The organism is Andreprevotia chitinilytica DSM 18519 (assembly GCF_000711875.1).
GTDB lineage: Bacteria > Pseudomonadota > Gammaproteobacteria > Burkholderiales > Chitinibacteraceae > Andreprevotia > Andreprevotia chitinilytica.
In genome coordinates this window covers 32568-57106 of sequence record NZ_JONM01000012.1, presented here as the reverse complement: position 1 = coordinate 57106, position 24539 = coordinate 32568, and the positions used below count along the sequence as shown (strand labels likewise).

At 62.9% G+C, this 24539-nt stretch carries 3 protein-coding genes; all 3 read left to right on the top strand.

The features are described 5' to 3' along the window. Window positions 1–29: 29 nt before the first annotated feature. The 3 genes from BR41_RS15485 to BR41_RS15475 all read left to right on the top strand — a co-directional run bounded on the left by BR41_RS15485 (window position 30) and on the right by BR41_RS15475 (window position 23987). Window positions 30–1502: a sensor domain-containing diguanylate cyclase gene (locus tag BR41_RS15485; RefSeq protein WP_035058656.1), complete on the top strand. Its 1473-nt coding sequence runs from the start codon at window positions 30–32 to the stop codon at window positions 1500–1502. A gap of 839 nt (window positions 1503–2341) precedes the next feature. Further along, window positions 2342–2833 (top strand): hypothetical protein, encoded by a 492-nt coding sequence (locus tag BR41_RS15480; RefSeq protein WP_035058654.1) that lies wholly within the window; start codon window positions 2342–2344, stop codon window positions 2831–2833. A 7-nt stretch (window positions 2834–2840) separates the two neighbouring features. Then, a complete protein-coding gene (locus BR41_RS15475) occupies window positions 2841–23987 on the top strand; it encodes a CARDB domain-containing protein (RefSeq protein ID WP_035058652.1) in 21147 nt (7048 codons plus the stop codon). Window positions 23988–24539: the final 552 nt, after the last annotated feature.

The window sequence follows — 24539 nt, the reverse complement described above, 5'->3', positions numbered from 1 at the left end:
ATCCAATAACCCGGCGATAGAGATACCAGATGCAGCCAGGCACCCATAGCAGCGGAAACAATATCGACACAATGGGCGTCGCCCTGATTGATTTCTTTGATGTCACGCCGACATCGTTGTGGCTTGAGGATTACAGCAAGCTGTATGACCTGTTCGAAACCTGGCGCGCCCAAGGCGTTGCCGATTTGCGCCGCCATCTGGAAGAAGATCCACGCCGTATTGCCGCCTGTTCGGCCTGTATCCAGGTACTGAAAGTCAACCAGCGCACGCTGTCGCTCTATGGGGCCAGATCGTTTGACGAATTGGCGGCCAACCTCGATCTGGTATTGCGCGACGATATGCTGGAAGCGCATCTCGATGAATTGCTGCAGCTTTGGAACGGCAAGCTGGCGTTCCAAAGCAAAAGCGTCAACTACACGCTGGATGGCCGCCGTCTCGACATCCTGTTGAAGGGCGTGATCCTGCCGGGGCATGAAGCCCGCTGGGATGGCGTGCTGGTGGCGGTGGACGACATCACCGAACTCGAAGACGCACGCCGACGCGCCATCGCCAGCGACCAATACGCACGCGGCGTATTCGAATATGCGCCCGTGTCCTTATGGGTCGAGAACTTCCAATCCGTCAAACACCTGCTCGACGACGTGCGTGCGCAAGGCATCACGGATTTCCGCACCTTTACCGATGTGCATCCTGAATTCGTCGAACGCTGCATGGCCGAGATTCAGGTGCTGGACGTGAACCATTACACGCTCGGCTTGTTCAAGGCCGCCGATAAAGCCGCGCTGCTGGGCCGTTTGCCGGAGATATTCCGCGACGATATGCGGGCCCATTTTCGCGAGCAATTGCTGGATTTATGGGACGGACGCCTGTTTCAGCAGCGGGAAGTGGTCAATTACGGGCTCGATGGCGAAGTGATCAACGTGCATTTGCAGTTTTCCGTATTCCCCGGCCATGAAAAGAATTGGGATCTCGTCCTGCTGGCATTGACCGATATCACCGCGCGGAAAAAGGCGGAGTCCTACCTTGAATTCCTGGGCAAGCACGATGTGCTGACCAAGCTGAAAAACCGCTCGTTCTACGTGGATGAACTCAACCGGCTGGAAAGAAAAGGCCCGTTTCCGGTGACGGTGATCATGATCGATCTGAACGACCTGAAAACCGTGAACGATCAGCTGGGCCATGCCGCTGGCGATGCACTGTTGCGGCGGGCAGGTGAGGTGCTGATCAAGGCCGTCGATAAACCGTTGCATGCGGCACGGATCGGCGGCGACGAATTCGCGCTGCTGCTGCCCGGCGCCGACACGCGGGCTGGCGAGATGTTGATGGACAATATCCGGCAGCTGATCGAGCTCAACAACCAGTTCTACACCGGCCCCGCACTCAGCCTTTCGATGGGCTGTGCAACCTGTCACAACGGCGAGCGCCTGGAGTCCGCGCTACGCCAGGCGGATGCGGCGATGTATGAAGACAAGCGGGGGCATTACGAAGGGACGGAGGCGTAGCAGCGGGTTTGAGCGCTGTTCACGATCTTTCAAGTTATGCGCCTGCGGCGCGGGTAAAGGCGTTACAGGCTACCCTCGGTCGGTCCGCTTTGATGAGAACGACCTCCTAAGGTCTCGCGACACTCCCTCGGCGCTTAGCGCGAAGGGGTGAAAAGCCCGCAGTGCAACCCACGTGGTTACGAACAGCGGTCGCTGCTTTTGTACGATGAGCTGCGCACAACAGCAATCTGTTCCCTCGCCCTCGCGTGCAAGGCTTTAGCCTTGCTCAGCTATTGGTGGGAGAGGGCTAGGGTGAGGGTGGTGAAAAGAGCTCGGCCAGTGGTAGTGCCCTCACCCCCAGCCCCTCTCCCGTAAACGGGCGAGGGGAGAAAACCAGTTCGTATGGTGCCATCCTCTGCCACACCCCACACCCCACACCCCACACCCCACACCCCACACCCCACACCCCACACCTCATACCAGTTCGTAGGGCGCAATCCCCGTAGGGCATTGCGCCGCACCTGTTCACTGGGGCGCGACATTTCAAAAGCGCGTGAACAGGTTCTGAAAGTCCGCCGTGCCGTTTCTGTTTTCATCCTCCCCCGCTCGATCAAAAGCCCCCCGCATAGCGTCTTTCTACATACCTCACCGCCCTGTCAGTCAAAACGTCCATACCGAGAAATTTCGCAGCTCGGATTTTTCATAAGCTGAAATATGAATGACGTTGACATGCAGAATGACAGTGGTTACATTCCGGCCATTATTTTTGTAATTGCCCAGTAATCAACTGGGAATTTCTAATAAATTTCTTGCCAGTCGTGCTTTCAGAGAACGCGGCGGCATCCAGGGGGCATCTTCGAATGCGCTTGTCAGCGTACGCGTGTCGCTGCGTCTTTCTCCTGCTCGCCTGCTGCCCGCTGCTTGCGCTGGCGGCTGCTTCCCAGAAGCTGGCCGCGCCCAAGCCGGCCACCTCCCAAGCCGCCCCGCATCTGCCCGACAACCTGGAATCCATCGCGCTCATGGCCTTGGCGCCAAACGATGGCATGGCGGTGGTACGCCTGCCGGATGGCAGCCTGCAGCAGCTCAAGAAGGGCACTCAGGCGGACAAGTCCGGTGCAAGGCTGGTTGATGTGCTTCCCGATCGTCTGGTCTTGCTGCGGCCGACTGCCGCCGGCGACGAGATGGTCTGGATGTTTCCCGCCGGCGCAAATGGTAAGGCCGCCCCGTTGCGGGTGATTTCCAGCGCAAGGCCCAAGGCCGAGCTGCGCATGGTCCCGGTACGGACCATTTCCCAGGCAAGTGGCGCAGCGGGTGCTGGCCAGATGTCTCTCCTCCCTCCGTCCACAAAGTAACCGCCAAATGCAGCGCACATTCCGACTCTTCAATTGGCTTGCTGCGCTGTTGCTTTTGACGTCGCTGCAGCTGTTGTGGCCGACCACGGCAGGTGCGGATGCGCTGGTGGTGACGGATTTCCCGACCACGGGTTTCTTCACGGCCAAATTCAAGGGCGACAACAACAACGTTGCCGTGATGGAAATGCTCGGCAACTACGACATGTTGCTGAAAACCGGCGCGCCGAATGGCGAGCCGCGTACGGTGGCGGCCAAGGAGTTCTACCGCACCCACCCGGACAAATACGATTTCCTGATCGTTTTCACGTCCTTCGATTTCGACACCTCGAACCCGAACGCCGATACCAAGAACGCAGAGGCGTTCCACATCGCCGTCCAGAACCACGTCAAGGGTCTGGGGCTGAAGGATTTCGACTACACCCAGCAGTTCGGCAGCAGCAACGGCACCTTGCTGGCCTATGTCGATATGGCGGCCTTGACTCGCTATAACCTGAATCCGTTCGATCCCAAGTTTGAAAACGTGCTGGCGACGCTGGCCCACGAAATCCTCCACCAGTGGGAGGCTTCGGTGCATGTGCTCGGGCCGGATGGCAAACCGAGCGATGTCCTCCTCGGGCCGGATAAATCGCACTGGAGCTTCCTGCTCGATACCGGGGCATCGGTCGAATACGGCAACCAGTGGCAAGACAACGGCGACGGTACGTTCACCTCCGTTTCCGCGCGGCAGTTCTACAGCCCGCTCGATCTCTACCTGATGGGGATGTACAAGAAGGAGGAGGTGCCGCCCTTTTTCTACATCGAAACCACCGATGCGCAGGCGAACCAGTTCCCGCAAACCGGCGTAACGGTGCACGGCACCAAGCACATGGTGTCGGTCGACGACATCATCGCTGCCGAAGGCCCGCGCGTGCCCTCGGCTGCAGACTCAAAGAAGGAATTCCGTCTTGGCTACGTGTTGCTGACCCGCTCCGGCGAGACGGCGACGGATGCCCAGATTGCGTCCATCAACGAGGTCCGCAAGGCATTCCAGACCCGCCTGTCGATCATGACTGCCGGGCGCGCGATCGCCCATACCACGCTTGAGCCGCTGGCTGCCGCAGCCACGCCGTCGAATCCGACCACCAGCACGCCGTCTGGCAGCGCCAACGCCGATCTGGTCAATGGCCTGAAGTGGCTGGGCAACGCGCAAGGCAAGTACGGCAGCTGGCAGGACAACCCGTTCACCAGTGTGCGCGACACCACGGTCGCGATCGATACGCTGAGCAACAACGCCGGTGGCGTGTTCAGCGGCTATTTGCTGGCGCGTGACTGGCTGAGTGCGCAAACGCTCGGCAATGCCGACTATCTGGCCCGGCGTGCACTGTCGCTGAACGGCCAGTCCCAGGCGGTGACGGATATCGCCGCCTTGTTGCTGGCCCAAAATGCCGATGGTGGCTGGGGTGCAGCAAGCGGTTATTTGAGTAATCCGCTGGATACGGCGCTGACGATGCAGGCGCTGCAGCGTGGCGGTGGCAGTACAAGCACCGTCGCCAGTCTGGGCAAGGCCGAAGCCTATTTGCTGGCAACCCAAAATCCCGATGGCGGATGGGGAGATGCCAGTAGTGGCGCCAGCCGAATACTCCCGACCACCGCGGTGGTCAACGCCCTGCAGACCAAACCTTCGCTTGCTTCGATCAAGGCGAAGGTTTTGGCGTTTCTGGCGCAACGCCAGAACGGCGATGGCGGTTTTGGCGAAGGGTCGACCAGCACGGTGCACGATACCGCCAATGTGCTGATCGCCTTGAGCGCCGTGCAAGGCCTGGACGGCATCCGGCAGCAGGATGCGCTCAAGTACGTCAATGGCAGCCAGCGGGCTGACGGCAGCTGGGATGGCAGCACCTATTCCACCGCCTTGGCCTTGCGCGTGCTCAAGAGCGGGGCGCTGGTCAACTGGAACGTCTCGAATCTGACCGCAACGCCGGCCAGCGCGACCGATGGGCGCTACGTGCAGTTGTCGGTCACGGTCTCGAATACCGGGTCGGTCGGCGCGGGTACTGGCTTGTTGCGCTTCTACGATGGCGGCCAGAACGGCGTGCAGATCGGCAGCGATGTGTCGGTGCCGCCGCTGTCGCCCGGCCAGAGTGTCACATTGCTCACCAACTGGAACACGTTCAACAAGGCGGGCAGCCATGCGCTGGCCGCCGTGGTCGACCCGTTGGGCGCGACGGTGGAAACCAGCAAGGCGGATAACACCGCCAGCCTGAATTTCGTCGTCAACCCGGCATCGCTTAAAACCGATCTATCGATTTCTGCGACCGATATTGCCGTCACGCCGGCCAAGCTCGGCACGCTGCCGGCCCCGGTGGGCATTTCCGCGCTGGTCTCCAATATCGGCCAGACCGATGCGACCAATGTGAAGGTGGCGCTCTACGAAGGCATAGGCAGCCAGGCCACCCCGATCGCGCAGACCACCTTGAACCTGCTTGGCCGTGCCACGCAGGTGGTCAATTTCAGCCCGGTGAAGAAAACCCCGGGCGATACCGTTTACACCATCGTGCTCGATCCGGATCAGACGTCCGGCGATGTCGATCGCTCGAATAATTCCGCCTCCGTGACCGTCAGCACCACCAGCTCGCTGGATGTGGCCGTCAGCGCCTCCGACATCACCCTGGCCAATACGCTGTATGTCGGCAGTGATGCCAGCTTCAAGATCAAGCTGGTCAACCAGGGCACCATCGACAGCTCGCCGTTCCATGTTCACTACTCGGTGACCGATGGCACGCAAGTCATCGACGTGGCCGATCGCACGCTGCAGATCGCGGCAGGGCAGAGTGTTTCGCAGGATCTGGCCTGGAAGGCCGTGTCGTCCGGCAACTGGACCTTGAAGGTCGAGCTGGATCGCGAAAACCTGCTGGCCGATGCGGATCGCAGCAACAACGTGGCCACGTTCCCGTTCGTGGTCAGCGATGCGACCGGCGTCAATCTCGCGGTGAGCTATCGCGATCTGACCTTCGACAGCAACCCGACACTGGAAGGCCACGATGTCGGCATCCATGCCGTGGTGAGCAACACCGGCTCGGTGGCTGCGACCAATGTGCAGGTCCAGTTCTACGATGGTGATCCGACCGCGGGCGGCACGCCGATCGGCGCGGTGCAAACCATTGCACAACTGAATCCGGCCCAGTCGGCCACGGTATCGCTGACCTGGCCGCATTTGCTGGGTGCCCGCACGCGCCTCGTCTACGTGGTGGTCGATCCGGCACAGCAAATCACCGAAATCACCCGTGCGGACAATAGCGCATTCAACACGCTGACCGTCACGCCGCTGCCTGATCTGGCGATTGCGGCGGGCAATATCAGCCTGACGCCGGACAATCCCAAGCCGGGCGATCCGGTGGTCATTTCGGCGCTGGTGTCCAACCTGGGCGGGCAAGCCGCCAACGCGGTGGTCGTGCGCGCCTATGATGGCGATCCGGCCGTCGGCGGCACGCTCATTGGCTCGAACACCGTCCCGACCATTGCGCCGCAGGCCACGCTGCAAACCAGCTTCAACTGGGCACCGGCCAGCACGCTGGCGGCGCATACGCTGTTTGTCGTGGTCGATCCGGATAACCAGATCGAAGAGAGCGACAAGACCAACAACAGCGCATCGCGCAGCACGGTGATCCAGTCCGGCAAGACCTTCATCACCGAGCCGTATTTCTCGCCCAACGGCGATGGCATCAAAGACACCACTACGTTCAGTTTCCGCACCGATGCGCCGACTGATGTCACCGTGCAAGTGCTCGATGCCAAGAACCGCGTCGTGCGCACCTACGCCGGTGCCGAGCTGAAGCAAACCCTGGCCGGCAGCTTCGAATGGAACGGCCTGGATGACCTCGGCCGCCTGCAGAAAGACGGCGTGTACAAGATTCGCGCCGTCAATCCGTCCGGCACGTCCCTGGGCGATGTGTCCGTCACGCTGGATAACAACCACTCGCCGATCCTGGCCGCCAGCGGCACGCCGTACGAGACCTATCGCAACCTGACTTGCGAGCTGCCGGAGATCCAGAACGTCCAGTTCGCCGGTGATGAACAGCATCTGTATTTCTCGACCAGCGAGACCGCGCTGACGGCTTCGTATCCGAAGTCGATCTACCAGATGCTGGCCAATGGCACGAACATCAAACCGGTGATTTCGCCGGCCATGTTTGCCAATGACGCGAATGTCACCAATCTGTCCGTCGCGACCAACAACGACCAGATCGCGTTTGTCCGCACCAATTACTACGACGCGCACAACACCTTCATCAATCAGGTCGAGGTGTGGACCGCAGCGGGTGATGGCAGCAAGACCCGCCTGCTCATGAGTAATCAGGCCAAGGCGCCGGCCGGCACCAATATCGCGACCTACGCCAATATCACCATGCAGCAAATGCTGGCCGATGGCTCGGCCGTGGTGGTGGAAACCCAGCAGGGCGATGCCCAGCAGCTGTTGCGCCTGCCGGTGGACGGCAGCGCGCCGACGCAGCTCATCGGCACTACCGGTTACAGCCTGCAACGCGTGCTGATCGCCCCGAATCGCCAACGTGCACTGCTGCGCCTGTATCAAAACAACAAGTGGGACTGGATGGTGATCGATCTGCTGTCCGGCGAGCGCCACAGCATTCCGACTGCCCAGCTCGGCACCGATTTCGATTACGACCAGATTCGCTGGTCGCTGGATTCGTCGCGCTTCTTCCTGGGCGGCGTACGCCGGAAATGGGTCAACGGCACCAACGTTTCCACCGCCTTGTTCAACGCTTTCGATGCTGATTTCAACCTGCTGAAGGGCTTCCAGGCTGATCTCACCAATGCCACGAACGGGGAGTGCGGGGAGTGCGGCTACGGCGGCAACATCCTGGCTTCGGAGTGGAACGGCACGTCTGACGGCTTCATCTTTGCTTCTGGCGCGTCGACCGGTGGCCCTGCCGCTGCCAGCGTCATGAGCACCACATCGAGTGGCGGTAGCTCGAAGACGACCATCTATGCGGCGGATCTGATCACCGGTGCATTGAACCAGATCGCTGCGCCGGCCGCGATTCCGGCCAATAACTTCGATTTGTGGGCCGATCCGTTCAGCTCGCTGGAACTGATCGTCTGCAATCAGGGCATTCCGTGCCTGTATTCGGCGGATACGGATGGCTACGCCTATATGCCGGTCCTGGGCAGCTGGTATGCCGCCAATCCGGCCGCGGCGGACCCAAGCAACGGCACGCAGCTGAATTTCTCCAACACCGCCGACATGACGAGCACCGGGCGGCCGTTCCTGCCCAGCGGCAGAAGTTTGCTGTTCCAGGCGCCGCGTCTCTTTGCGGCCAATGCCGATAGCTGCTATCCGCGCAGCAACAACTGGTCCAACGACATCTGGAGCTACAGCTCGCTGTTGAACCTGACAGCCGATCTGCGCGCGATGTATGTCGGCGCCGGCAAGGGCATTCTGCTGCGCGGCTCGGCGGCGGATCAGAACTTCGCCCGCTATACGCTTGAATACGCCAGCAGCGCCACGCCGACGGATTGGCATTCGGTTGCCCCGTCGTCGACCCAGCCGATTGTCGATGGCGTGTTCACCACCTGGGTGCCGCCGGCATTCGGCAATTACATCGTTCGCCTGACGGTGGAAGACCTGGCCGGCAATCAGAAGCGCGCCCAGCAAAGCATTGCCTACGACGACACGCCGCTGATCACCGATCTCTACAAGGATTTCGACTACATCTCGCCCAACGGCGATGGTGTGCAGGATCAGCTGCAATTGCACTATCGCGTCTTGCAGCCGGTGCACCTTGAGTTCACGGTGAGCGATGCGAAGGGCAACCTCGTGCGCACCTTCAGCCGCGATCACAGCCTGATCGGGCAGGAATTCCAGCTGGTCTGGGATGGCCGCGATGCCAGCGGCCGGGTGGTGGACGACGGTCAGTACAAGCTGTCGGTGCTGGGCTACGACTTCCTGGTGACGGTGGACAACACCCCGCCGGTTGCCAATCTCACCTTCATCAATGCCTATCCGGGGATGTTCAGCCCGCCAGACCTGGCGGTGGCGACATCGGGGCCGACTCTCGTCTGGTCCTATCAGGACAGCAACTTCTTCTCCGCCAAGCTGCAAAGCGCCGATCTGAATACCAGCGACTGGACGGACCTGCCGTCCTCCGTGCTGCAAGCCAAGGGTGCGCAAGGGCTTGGCGTGGGCGACATCGTCGGCAAGCAATTCCGCCTGGTGGTGACGGACAAGGCCGGCAACCAGACTTCCACGGGTGTGCTGACGACGGAACAACTGTTCCTGTTCTCTTTCACCGAAGTCCCGGTGGCTGTGGGCGGAACCAAGCCAACGCCGCCGCCGGTATGGGCCGCGCCGTATATCCGGCAGGCCGATACCGTCGGTAGCCTGCCGCTACTGGACACGCTGACCGGCGCTGCGCCGATCCGCTTTGATTACATCGAGAGCATCAAGGCGCCGTTGCAGCAGGTCTTCGTGCAATACCTAGATGTCACCGACAACGACGGCATGCCTGTCTCCGCGCTCGACAGCCAGCAGTGGACCGAAAAGCCGATCGCGCAATTCCTTGATAGTTTCGGTAAATCCGTTGGCAACAAACCGGTCGACGGCTTGGTCTCGTTCCTGTTCGATCCGGCCAATCTGCTGCCCCAGCACAAGTATCTGGTGAGGATCAAGGCCGTGACCGACAGTGGTCAGGCGCAGCTCGCCTTGTACCCGTACGCGGTCAAATTCAACGATTACCTGGTTATCTTGCCCGATCCGTTTACCGGCAAAGTACTGGTTGGCGATGCGCTGGCCGGTTATAGGGCGACTGGCGCGGGCGCGCATCACGACGGTTACGCCAAGGTCGAGGTCACGCTGCAAAGCCTGGTCGATCAACGATTCGCCACGCCGAGCACGGTGGGTACGGTGATCGCGCCGGATGTGCAATTCGGCGTGAATCTCGACCGCTGGGTCAACCTGGCGCCGTGCGTCGATTACAACGTTCAGCTGGTCGGCACGCCGAACATGCCGACTGATGGCCGTGCCCGTGCGCCGCTCATCTTGTCAGCCCCTGGTGTGTATACGTCCGCGTGTATCGATGTGAACTGGCGCGTCCGCCCTGAATTTGCTCAGGCTTGCAATCAGGCACCGTCCGGCAAGGACACGATTACGCTGCACCCCAAGACCTACGCCGGCAACAAGCTGGTGCATCTGGTGTTCGGGCGTCATCGCGCGGATGGCACCGATGACATCCTGGCCAACTGGACCGATCCGGCTGACAACGTGGATGTCAGCTACACCCTCGATACGAACGGCATGCAGGAGGGTCCGCAGAGCGGCTACTTCACCCGTGCCACCGATAGTGCCGGCCACACTTCCGAAGCGACTGTTTCGTTTACGGTCAGCCGGCAAGCGCCGGTGGCCAAGATCACTTACCCGTCTGCGGGTGCCAAGGTTTGCGGCGTCAAGGTGACCGATCCGTTCGGCATCAAGCGCAATGTCGTCTCGGTGCAGGGCGAGATGTCCGACACCGCCGGGATGTATTACTCGCTGGAATATTCATCGAAAAACACGCCGGATAACTGGATCAAGATCAATCCGGCCGCCGTTCCGTTCGATGACGACATCGCAGGGCCGACCGGCGCGATGGGTAATGCCACACGTATGGCGGTGGATACGAACCCGCTCTGCCGCTATGCGCCAAGCGATCTGTGCCGCGATTACCACCCGGTACAGTGGGCGTCGGATGCCAAGAACAACTTCCCTGGCGTGACGCAATACGCGGGCTCGGCCGGCATGCTCGGTCTGCTGGAAGACAAGCTGAACCCGGATCTGAACCTGCGCCTGAAGGTGTATGGCACATCCGGCGCGATGAGCTGCACCGATGCGATGCCGATCAACTTCGACAACTTCGTCGATTACCAGTACGGCGCGATCGACCACGGCCTGTTCACGACCAATGCAGATGGCACGGCAGTCAATTCGACCCTGACCATCACCGTGGGCGAACCGCTCAATGCCACGCTGGAGATCTACCCGGCGTACTACGACGACAACCACAACCTGAATCTGGTCGACGGCGCCAGCCCGGTTCGCACGCTGGCCAATGCCTTGCCGGTCTTCGCCGGCGACAGCAGCTACACCTGGGATGGTCACGACGACAGCGGTCAGATCGCCAAGGACGGCGTATATGCCTTCCGCCTGCGCCTGAGCGACGGTTGCGTCAACGAACTGGAAAAACTGTTCGCGGTCGAGCTGGACAACACCCCGCCGGTCGTCTCTGTCAGCGATCTGATGCCGGGTTCGCTCATCGGCCTGGAAGTGCGCGTCAACGGCTTGGCAACGGATGCTCACTTCGCGAGCTATTCGGTGCAGTTCGCCACCGACAGCAGCCCGGATGTCTGGTTGCCGATCAATGCCGGCAACAAGCAAGTCACCCCGGCCGGCAAGCTCGCCGACTGGAACACCTTCGGCCTCAATGGCGGCGTCACCCTGCGCGTGCAGGCGGCCGATAGCGTCGGCAACAAGACCGATGTCCGCATTCCGCTGAAGGTGGGCGATCAGAAACTGATCGACGCCGTCAGTGCCACGCCGGACCCGTTCTCGCCGAACGGCGACGGCCGCCGCGATACCGTGGCGATCCGCTACAACCTGCTGCAAGCCGTGAGCGGCACGATCGACATCCTCGCTCCGGGCGGCGCCAAGGTGCGCACGCTGGTCAGTGGCGTCACGATGGCGCTGGGTGCCGGCACGCAGGTATGGGATGGCAAGAACGCCCAGGGTCAGGTTCAGCCGGACGGCATCTATACCGCGCACCTGACCGCCACCTCGCTCGATGGCGTGCAGACGCAAACTGCCGATGCGCAATTCATGCTGGCGGCCACGCCACCGGCGATCACGCTGCTCAATCCGGCCAGCGCGTACATCACCGGCAAGGGCATGTTGACCGCCCGGATCAACGACGCCATTCCGAATACGTATTCCGCCTATCTGAATAGCGGCACGTCGAATACGGCCACCCAGTTGGTCAACTCCGGCGCTTACGACTCAACGCCGCTGCAGATCACCGATCTGTCCTTGCTGCCGGAAGGCCCGTACACGCTGCGCATCACCGCGACCGACGTGGCGGAAAACAGCTCGGAACTGGTCAAGAACTTCGAGATCGACCGCACGCCGCCGAAGGTGAGCGTGACCACGCCGACCGAAGGCGCGTATCTCAGCGCCCGCAATGGCCCAATCGCCATTGCCGGCAGCGTGGTGGAAAAGAACCTCGCGTCCTACGCTCTGGGTATCGTCGTGGGTAACAGCAGCCAGCAGCTGCCGTTGCTCAGCGGCACCTCGCTGCCGCAACCGGCCATCACCACCAGCTGGGATATTTCCAAGCTGGCGGACGGCGCGTATCAAGTGGCCTTGCACGCCGACGATCTGGCGCTGCAGTCGGGCGATGCGCACGTCAATGTCATCGTCGACAACACGCCGCCGGTGGTTGCGATCCGCGTTCCGGCCACGGGCAGTTATGTGCGCATGCCGTCGGATATTCTCGGCACCGCCAAAGACGCCAATTTCAGCAGCTACACCATCGATGTCGCGCCGGGCACGCAGGCGACTGCCACGCGCTGGACCACGATTGGCAGCGGTGCGACCGCTGTCGACGATGGCACGCTGTTGAAGTGGCAGGCATTGCCGCCGGATGGCCCGCAGACCTTGCGTCTGACCGCGGTCGACAAGGCCGGCAACGTCTCGGTGGCCTATGCCGAAGTCATCATCGATACCGTTCCGCCGGCCGCGCCGATCAATCTGGCTGTCACGCTGGCCAATCGCCACGACGCCAAGCTCAGCTGGAACGCCAACCAGGAGCCGGATCTGGCCGGTTACGCCATCTATCGCGATGGCACGCGCATCAATACCGACCTGATCACGGATATCCATTACCTCGATCCGTCGCTGCTGGCCGGCCCGCACGCCTACACCGTCACGGCCTTCGACAAGGCCGGCTGGGAGAGTGCGCCGTCCAACAAGGTCACGGTCGTCGTCTCGACCGCGCAGCTGGTCGCCAAGATCTTCACGCCAACCAACGGCAAGGTGGTCAGCAACCTGCTGGACATCCAGGGCAGCGCCAACAGCGGCAGCGACTTCAAGGAATACCGCGTTTCCATCGCGCCGGCCGGTTCCACCTCGTGGCAATTGATCCGCCGCTCGCCAGTGGCGACGGTGGCCGATTCGCTGGCGAACTGGGACACGACGACCTTGCCGCAAGGCGCTACGTTCCAGATCAAGCTGGAAGCCGAAGCGCTCGACGGCTCGACCGCGTCCGACGTGGTATCGGTCAGCATCGACAACGTTGCGCCGAACGCGCCGTTGAACCTGCAAGCCGCCGCCACCGATGCGAACGTGGCCCTGCAGTGGACCGCCAATCAGGAGCCCGATCTGGCCGGTTATCTGCTGTACCGCGATGGGCATCTCGCCAATGCAATCGGCGCGGTGGTGGGCGATCTCACGCCGTACCTGCTGGTGCCGAACACCTACAGCGACCTGAACGTGGCCGATGGCGTGCATGCGTACACCGTGTTCGCGGTGGACAAGGCCGGCAACACCAGCCCGCCGTCCAATGTCGCCACCGTGACGGTCGACACGCGTCCGCCGCACGCCACCATCGTGCAGCCAACCGATGGCCAGAAGGTGGGCAGCAACACCTATCTGCTCGCTACCTCGCCGGATACCGACGTGGCGCAAGTGCTGTTCCAGTACCGCCCGGCTGCGGGTGGTGCGTGGACCAACATCGGCGCGCCGGTGACCAAGGCACCGTGGGGCATTTACTGGAATCCGACCGGTTTGCCGTTCGGCAGCTATGAATTCCAGGCGATTGCCACCGATCTGACCAGCCACGTGGACCCGGCCCCAACGTCGATCCACCTGACCTACACCAACCTCGTTCCGCCGGATCAGCTCACGCTGGCGGCTGCGGTCAATGGCGGTGACGTCACGCTGAGCTGGCCGGCCAGCACCTCGCCGTATCTGGCAGGTTATGTGCTGAAGCGTCTGAACCCGGATGGCAGTAGCACGGTGCTCAACAGCACGCCGATCACGGCCGTCAGCTATGTCGACGCGAGCCTGAACGACGCGACGTATCAATACTCGGTCGTGGCCGTGGATCAGCAAGGCAATGTGAGCAAGGACAGCCCGCTGGCCAGCGCCATTGTCTACACGCCGACGCTGGAACAACCGTTCACGCCGACCGTGGCAGCCAATACCGCCCTGAAGGGGACCGGTCTGCCGGCCCGCCACGTGCAGATCAGCACCAGCACCGCCGTGATCGCCAATGGCGATGCCGATGCGGCGACCGGTGCGTTCACCGTGCAAGTGCCGCTGGCAGCTGGGGATAACCGCCTGACGTTGCGCGAGCGTGATGACAACGGCAACCTGAGCAAGGCCGTGGCCTTCCACGTGCTGCAGGTGACCAGACCGGCTGCGCCGGCCGGCCTCGCCGCCAACGTGACGGGCAGCACGGTTGCGCTGACCTGGCAGGCCAATACCGAAGCCGATCTGCTGGGCTACTACCTCGCTGCCGACCAGGCGACCCCGACCATCGATCCGCTCGACATGAGCACTGTGACGGGCACGGTATCGAGCAGCCAGCAGTACTACGACAGCACTCAGGGTGCGTGGCTGTTCATGCCGGCGTCGTTTGCCTTCGATAACAACACCAGCACCGAATGGCAGCCGTCACCCAGTCAGCCGGTGTCGGGCCAATGGCTGGCGCTCAAGCTGAAGCAGCCGGCGGTGATCGATAACGTCACCTTCGGTTGGGATGGCACCTACGTTGCGCGCGATTTCAATATCGACGCCTACGATGGCGAAGTCTGGGTGCCGGTCGCCAAGGTGCGCGGCAATGCCGATGTGTTCCAGCAAGTGACGCTGGCGCAGCGCTACCGCACCGATCAGCTGCGGATCACGCTGCTGGCGTCCAATGCCTGCGACGGTTGCACCGTGGGCATCAGCGAAGTGAAGGTCGGCACGCTGCATACGCAGACCGATCCGTCCTACAGCGCCACGTTCAACGATGGTCAGCACCAGCTGAATGTCTATGCCATCAACACCAGTGCCTACGAGAGCACGCCGAGCACCGTGCCGGCTGCCGTCGGCGATACCAGCGTGCCCGCACCGGTCGTGCTGGCGGCATCGGTCAATCAGTCCGATGTCACGCTGACCTGGCTCGCCAGTACCTCGACCAATGTCGCCAAGTACGAAGTCGACCGCGACGGGGTGAAGATCGGTGAAGTGACCGATCTGACGGCGCTGACCTATCTCGACCCGGCGTTGCCGAACGGTAGTTACCACTATGTGGTGAAGCCGGTGGGCACCGATCAACTGATCGGCGCGGCATCGAACGACGTCGTTGCGACCATCGCGGTCGCCGGCCCGCCGACCACCATCACGCTGAGTGCGCTTGCACCGGCGACGGGTGGCGAAGTCGACCTGAGCTGGCTGCTGGGCACCGGCGCAGTGCCGAACACGTATATCGTCCACCGCGCTACTCAGGCGGGTGGGCCGTACGTGACGCTGAATGGCGCATGGACCAGCACGCAATACGTCGATCACACCGTGGTCAACGGCACCAAGTACTTCTATGTGGTGCAGTCGGCCGATGCACAGGGCCATCTTGGCTCGCTCTCGAACGAAGTCTCGGCCACGCCGCGCGACACGGTTGCGCCGGTAACACCGGTCTTCATCAGCCCGACCGTGGCCGGCTCGCCGATCTCGACCCGCGTGCCGAATGCCGATGTGCTCGGTATGGCCGAGCCGGGCAGTACCGTGACGCTGACGCAAGGCGGCGCAACCGCCGGCACGACCGTGGCTGCGGCGGATACGCTGGTCAAACAGCTGCCGATGACCAATCTGAACAACTGGGCGCTGAGCCCGGATGGCCGCTGGTTGGTGAATGGCAACAACCCGCAGCTGATCGACCGGTATACGGCGCAAAGCCAGTCCATTCCGGGTGTGGCGAACGCCAATACCAGCCTGTTCGCGCCGGATGGCTCGTCGATGCTGTTCATCGGTTCTGCCGATGGCAACAACGGCAATCAACTGCTGTATTGGGATCGCACCACCGCCGCCGCCAAGGTACTCAATAGCGTATCGATGTATGGCTCCGGCCTGGCCTATGCGCCGGATGGCCGCCATGCCGTTGTGCTCAACTACGTGCCGGGCGATACCACTTACGGCGGCCTGTATCTGGTCAACCTCACGAGCAACGTTGCAACACCGCTGGTGAAGGCTTACCCGTGGTCGTTCGGCTACCAGCTGAGCTGGTCCGGCGACGGCAAGTATCTGGCCTTCATGCAAAGCAACCAGCTCAAGGTGGTCGATGCATCGAGCGGCAACGTGTCGACCGTCAACGAACCCGGCTCGCCGAATTCGTTGATGTGGTCCAGGGATTCCAGCGCGCTGTACTACACGGCGCAGGACCCGAATCCGCCGTACCTGAACCAGATCCATCGCTATACGCCGCAATCCGGCGTGGTCGATGCGCTCACCAATGTGCAAAGCAACGGCTACCAGTACATGGCGTTGTCGCCGGATGGCACATCGCTGGCCGCGGTGCATGACGATTACACGCTGGTGCGCCGCTCGTTGACGACCGGGGCAGAGGAAACCCTGCTGGGCAACGATGGCAGGGGCAAATACAGCCTGTCGTGGATGGCGTCCGGCCTGATGTTCTATTCCAACGGCAGCGGCATTACCCAGGTCACGCCGAAGGGCACCTTCGCCTTCATGCAGCAACGCCTTGCCAACGGCAACAACCAGTTCGGTGCCTACTCGACCGATGCCGCCGGCAACCGCAGCCCGAACGCGCAGCCGATCTCGGTCACGCTGTTGACGGATGCCTTGCCGGATCTGGTCGTCGCAGCCTCTGATCTGACCGTGATTCCTGCTTCGCCGATGGTGGGCGAGCCGGTTCGCATCGCGGTGCAGGTACGGAATGTGGGCGCGGCTGCACCGGCGACCGATCTGCAAGTGGTGCTGCGCGATCCGCAAGGCCAGCTGACCTCGCTGCTGGCGCAGGCCGTGCCGGCCTTGGCGCAGAACGGGTCGCAGACCTACCTGATCGACTGGAAGGCGCCGGCCACCGGCACTTACACGCTGGTTGCCACGGTGGATGCCAGCAACACGGTGATCGAGGCTGACGAAACCAACAACACGGCGTCGGTCAGCATCAACGTGGTCGATAACGCCTTGCCGACCATCACGGTAGCGACCGATGCCACCCACTACGCGCCGGGCGCGCAAGTGGCGGGTACGGCTTCGCTGTCGAATGCCGGCGCGGCCTTTACCGGCACGGTGCGGGCGCACGTTGAAGATGCGGGCGGCTATCTGGTGCAAGCCTTGCCGGATCAGCCGGTGCAAAACCTCGCCTACGCCTCGGCGCTGACCCTGAACGAACCTTGGGACAGCACCGGCATCGTCGCGGGCGACTATGTCCTGGTGGCCGATCTGCTGGACGTCAACCAGGTGAACATCGGCACCTCGCGTACACGCTTCACGCTGGATGCCGTACAGCAAGCCCAGCTCAGCGTGAGCACGGACAAAGCCAGCTATGGCGCCAACGAAGCTGTGAACGCCACCGGCACCGTGCAGCTGTCCACCAACAGCACCTCCGCGCAAAACCAGACGTTGCGTCTGCGTGTGGTTTCGCCGCAAGGCACGACCGTGGCGCAAGCCGAGCAGGGCGGTGTGACGCTGTTGCCGGGCGTGGCCGCGAGCGAGCCGCTGACCTTCAACACCGGTGCATTGCCGCCGGGCACCTATACCGTGGTGCTGGAAGAGCAGGACGCGACCTCGGGCGCGCTGCAGCAAGCGCAAACCACGTTCGATATCGTGGCCAGCGCCGTGCCGAATCTGGGTGGCACGCTCACGCTCGATAACGCCGCACCGGCCATCGGCAGCGGCTTCAATGCGCAGCTGGCCGTGCGCAATACCGGCAACGTCGATCTGACCGGCATCCCGGTGTCGGCACGCGTGGTCGATACCAGCACCGGCACCGAGCTGGCCAACGTGCCGGCGCAAGCCTCCGCCACGGTCGGCACCAGCTGGACCGGCAGTGCGCACTTCGATACCACCGGCTGGCCGCTCAAGTCGTTGCAAGTCACGCTGGAAGCCACCGTGTCCGGCCAGCGCGTCGTGCTTGATCGTCAGACGGTCAAGGTGATCGACAACGTGCCGCCAGTGGTCAGCTTCGTGCAGCCGGCTGCCGGGGCCTATGTGTCCGGCAACCCGCTGGCCATCGTGGTCAGTGCAACCGATCTGAACTCGCGTGTGGTTTCTACCGAGCTGTCGCTCGATGGACAGACGTGGCAGAAGATCGCGGTGCAGAACATCGTGCAGTCCACCTATGTGTACAACCTGGTGGCAGCCGATGGCCCGCGCACGGTGTATGCCCGTGCGACCGACACCTACAACAATGTCTCCGCCCCGGTTGCGCTGTCGTTCATCCTCGACAACACACCGCCGACCATCACGGTCACGGGGGTGACGGCGGGTACGACCTACACCAGTGGCGTCACGCCGGTCATCGCGGTGGCGGATGCCAATCTGCAGGGCAGCACCATCACCCTGAATGGCCAGCCGTTTACCTCTGGCACGCCGGTTCCGGCCGATGGCAGCTACGTGTTGAACGTCACGGCCACCGACAAGGCCGGCAATACGGCGAACAGCAACATCACGTTCGTCATTGCGCATACGCCGCCGACGGTGCAAATCCAGCTGCCGCTCGATGGCGCGATCGTCCGCACGCCGGTGATGTTGCAAGCGGCTGCCAGCGGCGCGCAGCCGGTCACCAAGGTCGAATACCAGCTCGATAGCGATACGACCTGGACGGCGATGACGGCCGGCACCGGTGGTCAGTACAGCATCAGCCTGACCGGTCAGGCCGATGGGCTGCACAGCGCCAAGGTGCGTGCGACCGACAACCTCGGCCTCGTCTCGACGATGCCGTCGGTGAGCTGGACAGTGGACAACACCCCGCCGGCCATCACGGTGACGGGTGTGGCGGCAGGGATCACCTACGCCACTACAGTCACCCCGGTGATCGCCGTGGCGGATGCCAATCTGCAGTCGAGCACCATCACGCTCAATGGCGCGGCCTATGTCTCCGGCACGCCAGTCACGGCAGACGGCAGCTACTCGCTGGTGGTCAACGCGGCGGACAAGGCCGGCAATACAGCCAGCAGCACGGTCGCCTTCACCATCATGCATACGCCGCCGACCGTTGCGATCCAGGCTCCGGCAGCCGCCTCGTTCAGCCGTACTCCGGTGGTGCTGCAAGCCACGGCCAGCGGTGCGCAGACGATTGCTGCGGTCGAATACCAGCTCGATGCCGATAGCACATGGACGGCGATGACGGCAGGCACGGGCGGCCAGTACAGCGCCAGCCTGACCGGTCTGGCCGACGGCTCGCACACGGCCAAGGTCCGTGCGACCGATAGCCTGGGCCTCGTCTCGACGATTCCGTCGGTGACATGGGTGGTCGACAACACTGCGCCGGTCATCACGGTGACGGGTGTGACGGCCGGCACGACCTACAGCGGCAGCGTGACGCCAGCCATCACGGTGACGGATGCCAACCTGCAGTCGAGCACCATCACCTTGAACGGCGCGGCCTTCGTCTCCGGCACCGCAGTCACGGCGGATGGCAGCTACACGCTCGTCGTCAATGCCACCGACAAGGCCGGCAATACGGCCAGCAGCAGCGTGGCGTTCACGATCACGCATACGCCGCCGACCGCGACCATCGTCGCGCCGACGGCGGGCCTGATCGCCAAGACGCCGATCTCCTTGATCGCGACCGCCAGCAGCGCCCAGACCATTGCCAAGGTCGAGTACCAGCTCGACAGCGGCACGACCTGGACGGCGATGACCCTGGCCGGCAGCCAGTACACCGCCAGCCTGACCGGCCTGAGCGACGGTTCGCATACGGCCAACGTGCGCGCCACCGATAGCCTTGGCCTCGTCTCGGCCATTCCGTCGGTGACGTGGATTGTCGATAACACCGCACCGGTCATCACGGTGACGGGCGTGACGGCAGGCACGACCTATACCGGCACGGTCACGCCGTCGATCTCGGTCACGGATGCCAACCTGCAAGGCAGCACGGTAACCCTGAACGGCGCGGCCTACACCTCTGGCACGCCGGTCACGGCAGATGGCAGCTACACGCTGGTCATCACCGGCACCGACAAGGCGGGTAACACGGCGACCAGCAATGTGGCCTTCGTCATCGCCCATACCGGCCCGACCGCGACGATCCAGAACCCGGTCAACGGGGTGGTCGCCAAGACGCCGATCACGCTGCAGGCGACTGCCAGCGGTAATCAGGCGATCAGCAAGGTCGAATACCAGCTCGACAGCACCACGACGTGGACCGCGATGACAGCCGGCACTGGCAGCCAGTACACCGCCAGCCTGACCGGCCTCGCCGATGGTTCGCATACGGTGAAGGTGCGGGCGACCGATAGCCTCAACCTCGTCTCGGCCAACTCGTCGGTGACGTGGGTCGTCGACAACACCGCGCCGGTCATCACGGTGACGGGCGTGACGGCGGGCACCACCTACAGCACGACCGTGACGCCGGTGATCGCGGTGGCGGATGCCAACCTGCAGAGCAGCACCACCACGCTCAACGGCGCGGCGTATGTCTCCGGTACGGCGGTCACGGCGGATGGCAGCTACTCGCTGGTCGTCAACGCGACCGACAAGGCCGGCAACACCGCCAGCAGCACGGTGGCGTTCACCATCACCCATAGCGCACCGACGGTGACGATCCAGGCCCCGACGGCTGGCGCGTTCACCCGCACACCGCTGACGCTGCAAGCGACAGCGACTGGCGCGCAGACCATCGCCAAGGTGGAATACCAGCTCGACAGCACCACGACCTGGACGGCGATGACGGCTGGCACCGGTGGTCAATACACCGCCAGCCTGAGTGGCCTGGCGGATGGCTCGCACACCGCCAAGGTGCGCGCAACCGACAGCCTCGGCCTCGTCTCGGCCGTGCCATCGGTGACATGGACGGTGGACAACACCGCGCCAACCATCACGGTGACGGGTGTGGTCGATGGCAATAGCTATGCCGCGACGGTTACGCCAGTGATCACCGTGGCAGATGCCAACCTGCAGAGCAGCACCATCACCTTGAACGGTGCGGCGTACGTATCCGGTACGGCGGTTTCGGCGAATGGCAGCTATTCGCTGGTCATCAATGCCACCGACAAGGCCGGCAACACCGCCAGCAAGACGGTCGGCTTCACCATCGCCCATGCCGTGCCGACCGTGTCGATCCAGACCCCGGCGGTGGGCCTGATCGCCAAGACACCGATCACGCTGCTTGCCACCGCCAGTGGCACGCAGACCATCGCCAAGGTGGAGTACCAGCTCGATAGCACAACGACCTGGACGGCGATGACGGCCGGCACCGCTGGTCAGTACAGCGCCAGCCTGACCGGTCTTGCCGATGGTTCGCACACCGTCAAGGTGCGCGCGACCGACAGCCTCGGTCTGGTGTCGGCGATTCCCTCGAACACCTGGGTGGTGGACAACACCGCGCCGGTCATCACCGTCACGGGGGTGACTGCGGGCAGCACGTACAGCATCAGCGCCACGCCGGTGATCACGATTGCGGATGCCAACCTGCTCGACAGCACCGTCACGCTGGATGGCAATGCCTACACCTCGGGTACGGCGGTGACGACGGCTGGCGCACATACGCTGGTGATTTATGCAGCGGATCGCGCCGGCAACACGTCGCGCACGTCGGTGGCCTTCACGGTGCAGGCGCTGAACATCTCCGGCACGCTGACGGCGATTCCGCTGCAGGTCCCGGCGGGTGAATCGACCGTGTTCTCGGTCACGATCAAGAACAACGGCGATGATATTTGCCAGCCGGGCCAGACCACGTCCGCCACCATCACGACGCAGCTGCTGGTGCGCAACCCGACCACGCACGCGGTGATCAAGGAGTTCGACGATTCGTTCACGCTCGCAGCCGGTTCGCAGCGCAACAAGTCGTACACATGGACCCCGCCGGGCGCGGCCGGCACCACCTACGAGCTGGTGTGGCAAGCCACCGTGAACGGCACCACCGTCACCCTCGCCACCAGCACGCTGACCGTGATCTCGGCCGAGCCGCAGGTGAAGTTGTCCGCTCAAGCCAGCATCGATGCCCGCAGCCGCGTGCTGGTGTGGCTGTCTTGCCAGAAGGATTGGTGGGTGAGCGCCAATACCAGCCCGTTGCTGACCAACCAGCCGTGCTTCACACAACGCGCCGGCCAGATCGACGCGTGGCTGAATACGCGCGGCGTGCCGCACCAGATCGTTCTGGATGAAACCAGCTTCACCCGTGCCTTGCGTACCGGTCAGTACAACCAGTACTGGCTGCTGGGTGCGATCGACGCGATCAAGGGTTCGGTGGGCGACGAGCTGCGCGAAATGGTTTATCGCGGCAATACCGCCGTGTTCGATGGCAATGTCACCACGTGGCACGACCAGAGCCTGTTCGACATCGTCGGGGCCAAGTACACCGGCCGCTTCGTCAAACCGAACCAGACCGTGTCGATCAACGGGGCACCGTTGCCGACCGCCACGCTGGCAGGCGCAGGTCAGCCGATCCGTCTGCAAGCGCAGGGCGGCCAAGTGCTGGCCACGGTGCCGGGCACGGGTGCGGTAGAGGATGTGCAGTCGGGTCAGACCGGCGTCACGCCTTATCCGGCCATCGTGTCGCAAGGCTATGGTCGCGGTAAGGCCACGCTGTTCGGCTTTGATCTGGTCGACAGCCTGAACGCCAACGCAACGGCATGGGGCAGCCAGCTCGACGCCGCGCTCGGCGCGATGCCGGGCACCTTGCCAAGCCTGTACGTGCTCGACGACCCGATCCCGGTTGATCTGAAACTGACCAACCAGGGCCCGGTGACCAAGCTCGACGTGGTGAGCACATGGCCGAAGAACAGTGCCGCGTGGTTCGCCGAATCGAACGGTGCCAGCAGCGATAGCGGCGTGGAGTGGGGCAATGTGGCCTTCGGCGACAAGCAGGTGCTCGATCTGCGCCTGGGTTACTTCGCACCGTCGCCGGAAGGCGCGCAGCGTCTGGATACCAGCATCGCGGACTTCTACAAGAACGCCTGGCATCCGTACACCAACGTGCCGCTGAATTATCAGGTGGCGGGGCTGGAAACGCTGGTGACGTCGGCGAACAACGCCTTGACCTTGCTGAACCCGAGCAGCAGCGCCAACAAGACGCTGGTCAGCCAGGCCATCGCATCGTTGCAAAGCGCTGCGCAGTCCATGCGGCAAGGCCAGTACTGCACCGGCCTGGAGCAGGCACTGACCGGCATCGGCGCATTGCGCTCGACCAGCAGTCTGGATATCGCCAGCTCGCGCTGGGCGCTCGACGACCTGCTGCACTTCGCCATGCTCCATTGCAACGAGTGCGACCCGCACGTGTTTGCCCGCCGTGCGGCGCTGACCGTCAAGGATCAGGCCGTGTTGGTGCACAACAGCACCATCGCCGCTGACCCGGATTTCGGCGAGGAGCTGGAGATGACGCCAGTGTTGGTCGGCGGCAGCGCCAGCGGCGCGGATCTGTATCACCAGGTCACCAGCACCGGTTATGAGCTGCTCGGCAAGCACGTGCTGTATGGCGACAAGGCGCTCGTGGCGCAAGCCGCCGATGTCGCCAAGGATGGCGATCGCTTCTTCCTGGAGTACTTCGGCCAGACCAAGGCGCAGGTGAAGCAGGGCGCTTATGTGATCCACGGGGCGAACTTCGTTTCCGAGGTGAACAGCGGTCATCTGAACGGCAGCAAGGGGCATGTGGTGTGGGTGGTCGGTGACGTCACCGTCAACACGCCGCTGGCCAATGTCGGCTTCAGCCTGCCCTTGGTGCCGGGCGTGGCGATCATCGTCGAAGGCAACTTCACCTTGAACGCCGGCATGGACATGTTTGGCGTGCTGTACGGCATCGCACCGGCGCAAGGCACCTGGAACGCCACCCTCAACGCGCCACTGAAGGTGAATGGCGTGATGGCGGTGGAAGGCAGCATGAGCCTGAACGGCGCGATCCACGTGGTGCCGGATGACGAGTACTACGAGTCGTTGATCAGGAAGGATGCTTCGCGGGGTGGGGAGTAGTCCTCTCCCATGTATGAGAGGGGGTGAGGGCGCTTGAACAGGTCGCTGCATGTTGCACGACCCTCACCCCCGGCCCCTCTCCCTCCCGTGCAAGGCTTTTGCCTTGTTCAGGGACGGTGGGCGAGGGGAGTAGTGGCAGGGATCAGCAGACCCTGCTGCGTCTTGTGTCATTGAAGGTTTTGTCCCCTCTCCCGCTTGCGGGAGAGGGTTAGGGTGAGGGTGCATGCAAAGGTCGATGCACTTGGCACGGCCCTCACCCCCGGCCCCTCTCCCTCCCGTGCAAGGCTTTTGCCTTGTTCAGGGACGGTGGGCGAGGGGAGTAGTTGCAGGGATCAGGCAGTGATGCAGTGACGTAGGGCGCAATCCCCGTCGCGTGCGAATCTTTGATTCGCTCAGCAATGAGGCATTGCGCCGTATGCACTGCGTCTCGTGTCATTGAAGGTTTTGTCCCCTCTCCCGCTTGCGGGAGAGGGTTAGGGTGAGGGGCGCTTGCGCATGTTGAACGACCCTCACCCCCAGCCCCTCTCCCATCAATGGGCGAGGGGAGAAAGG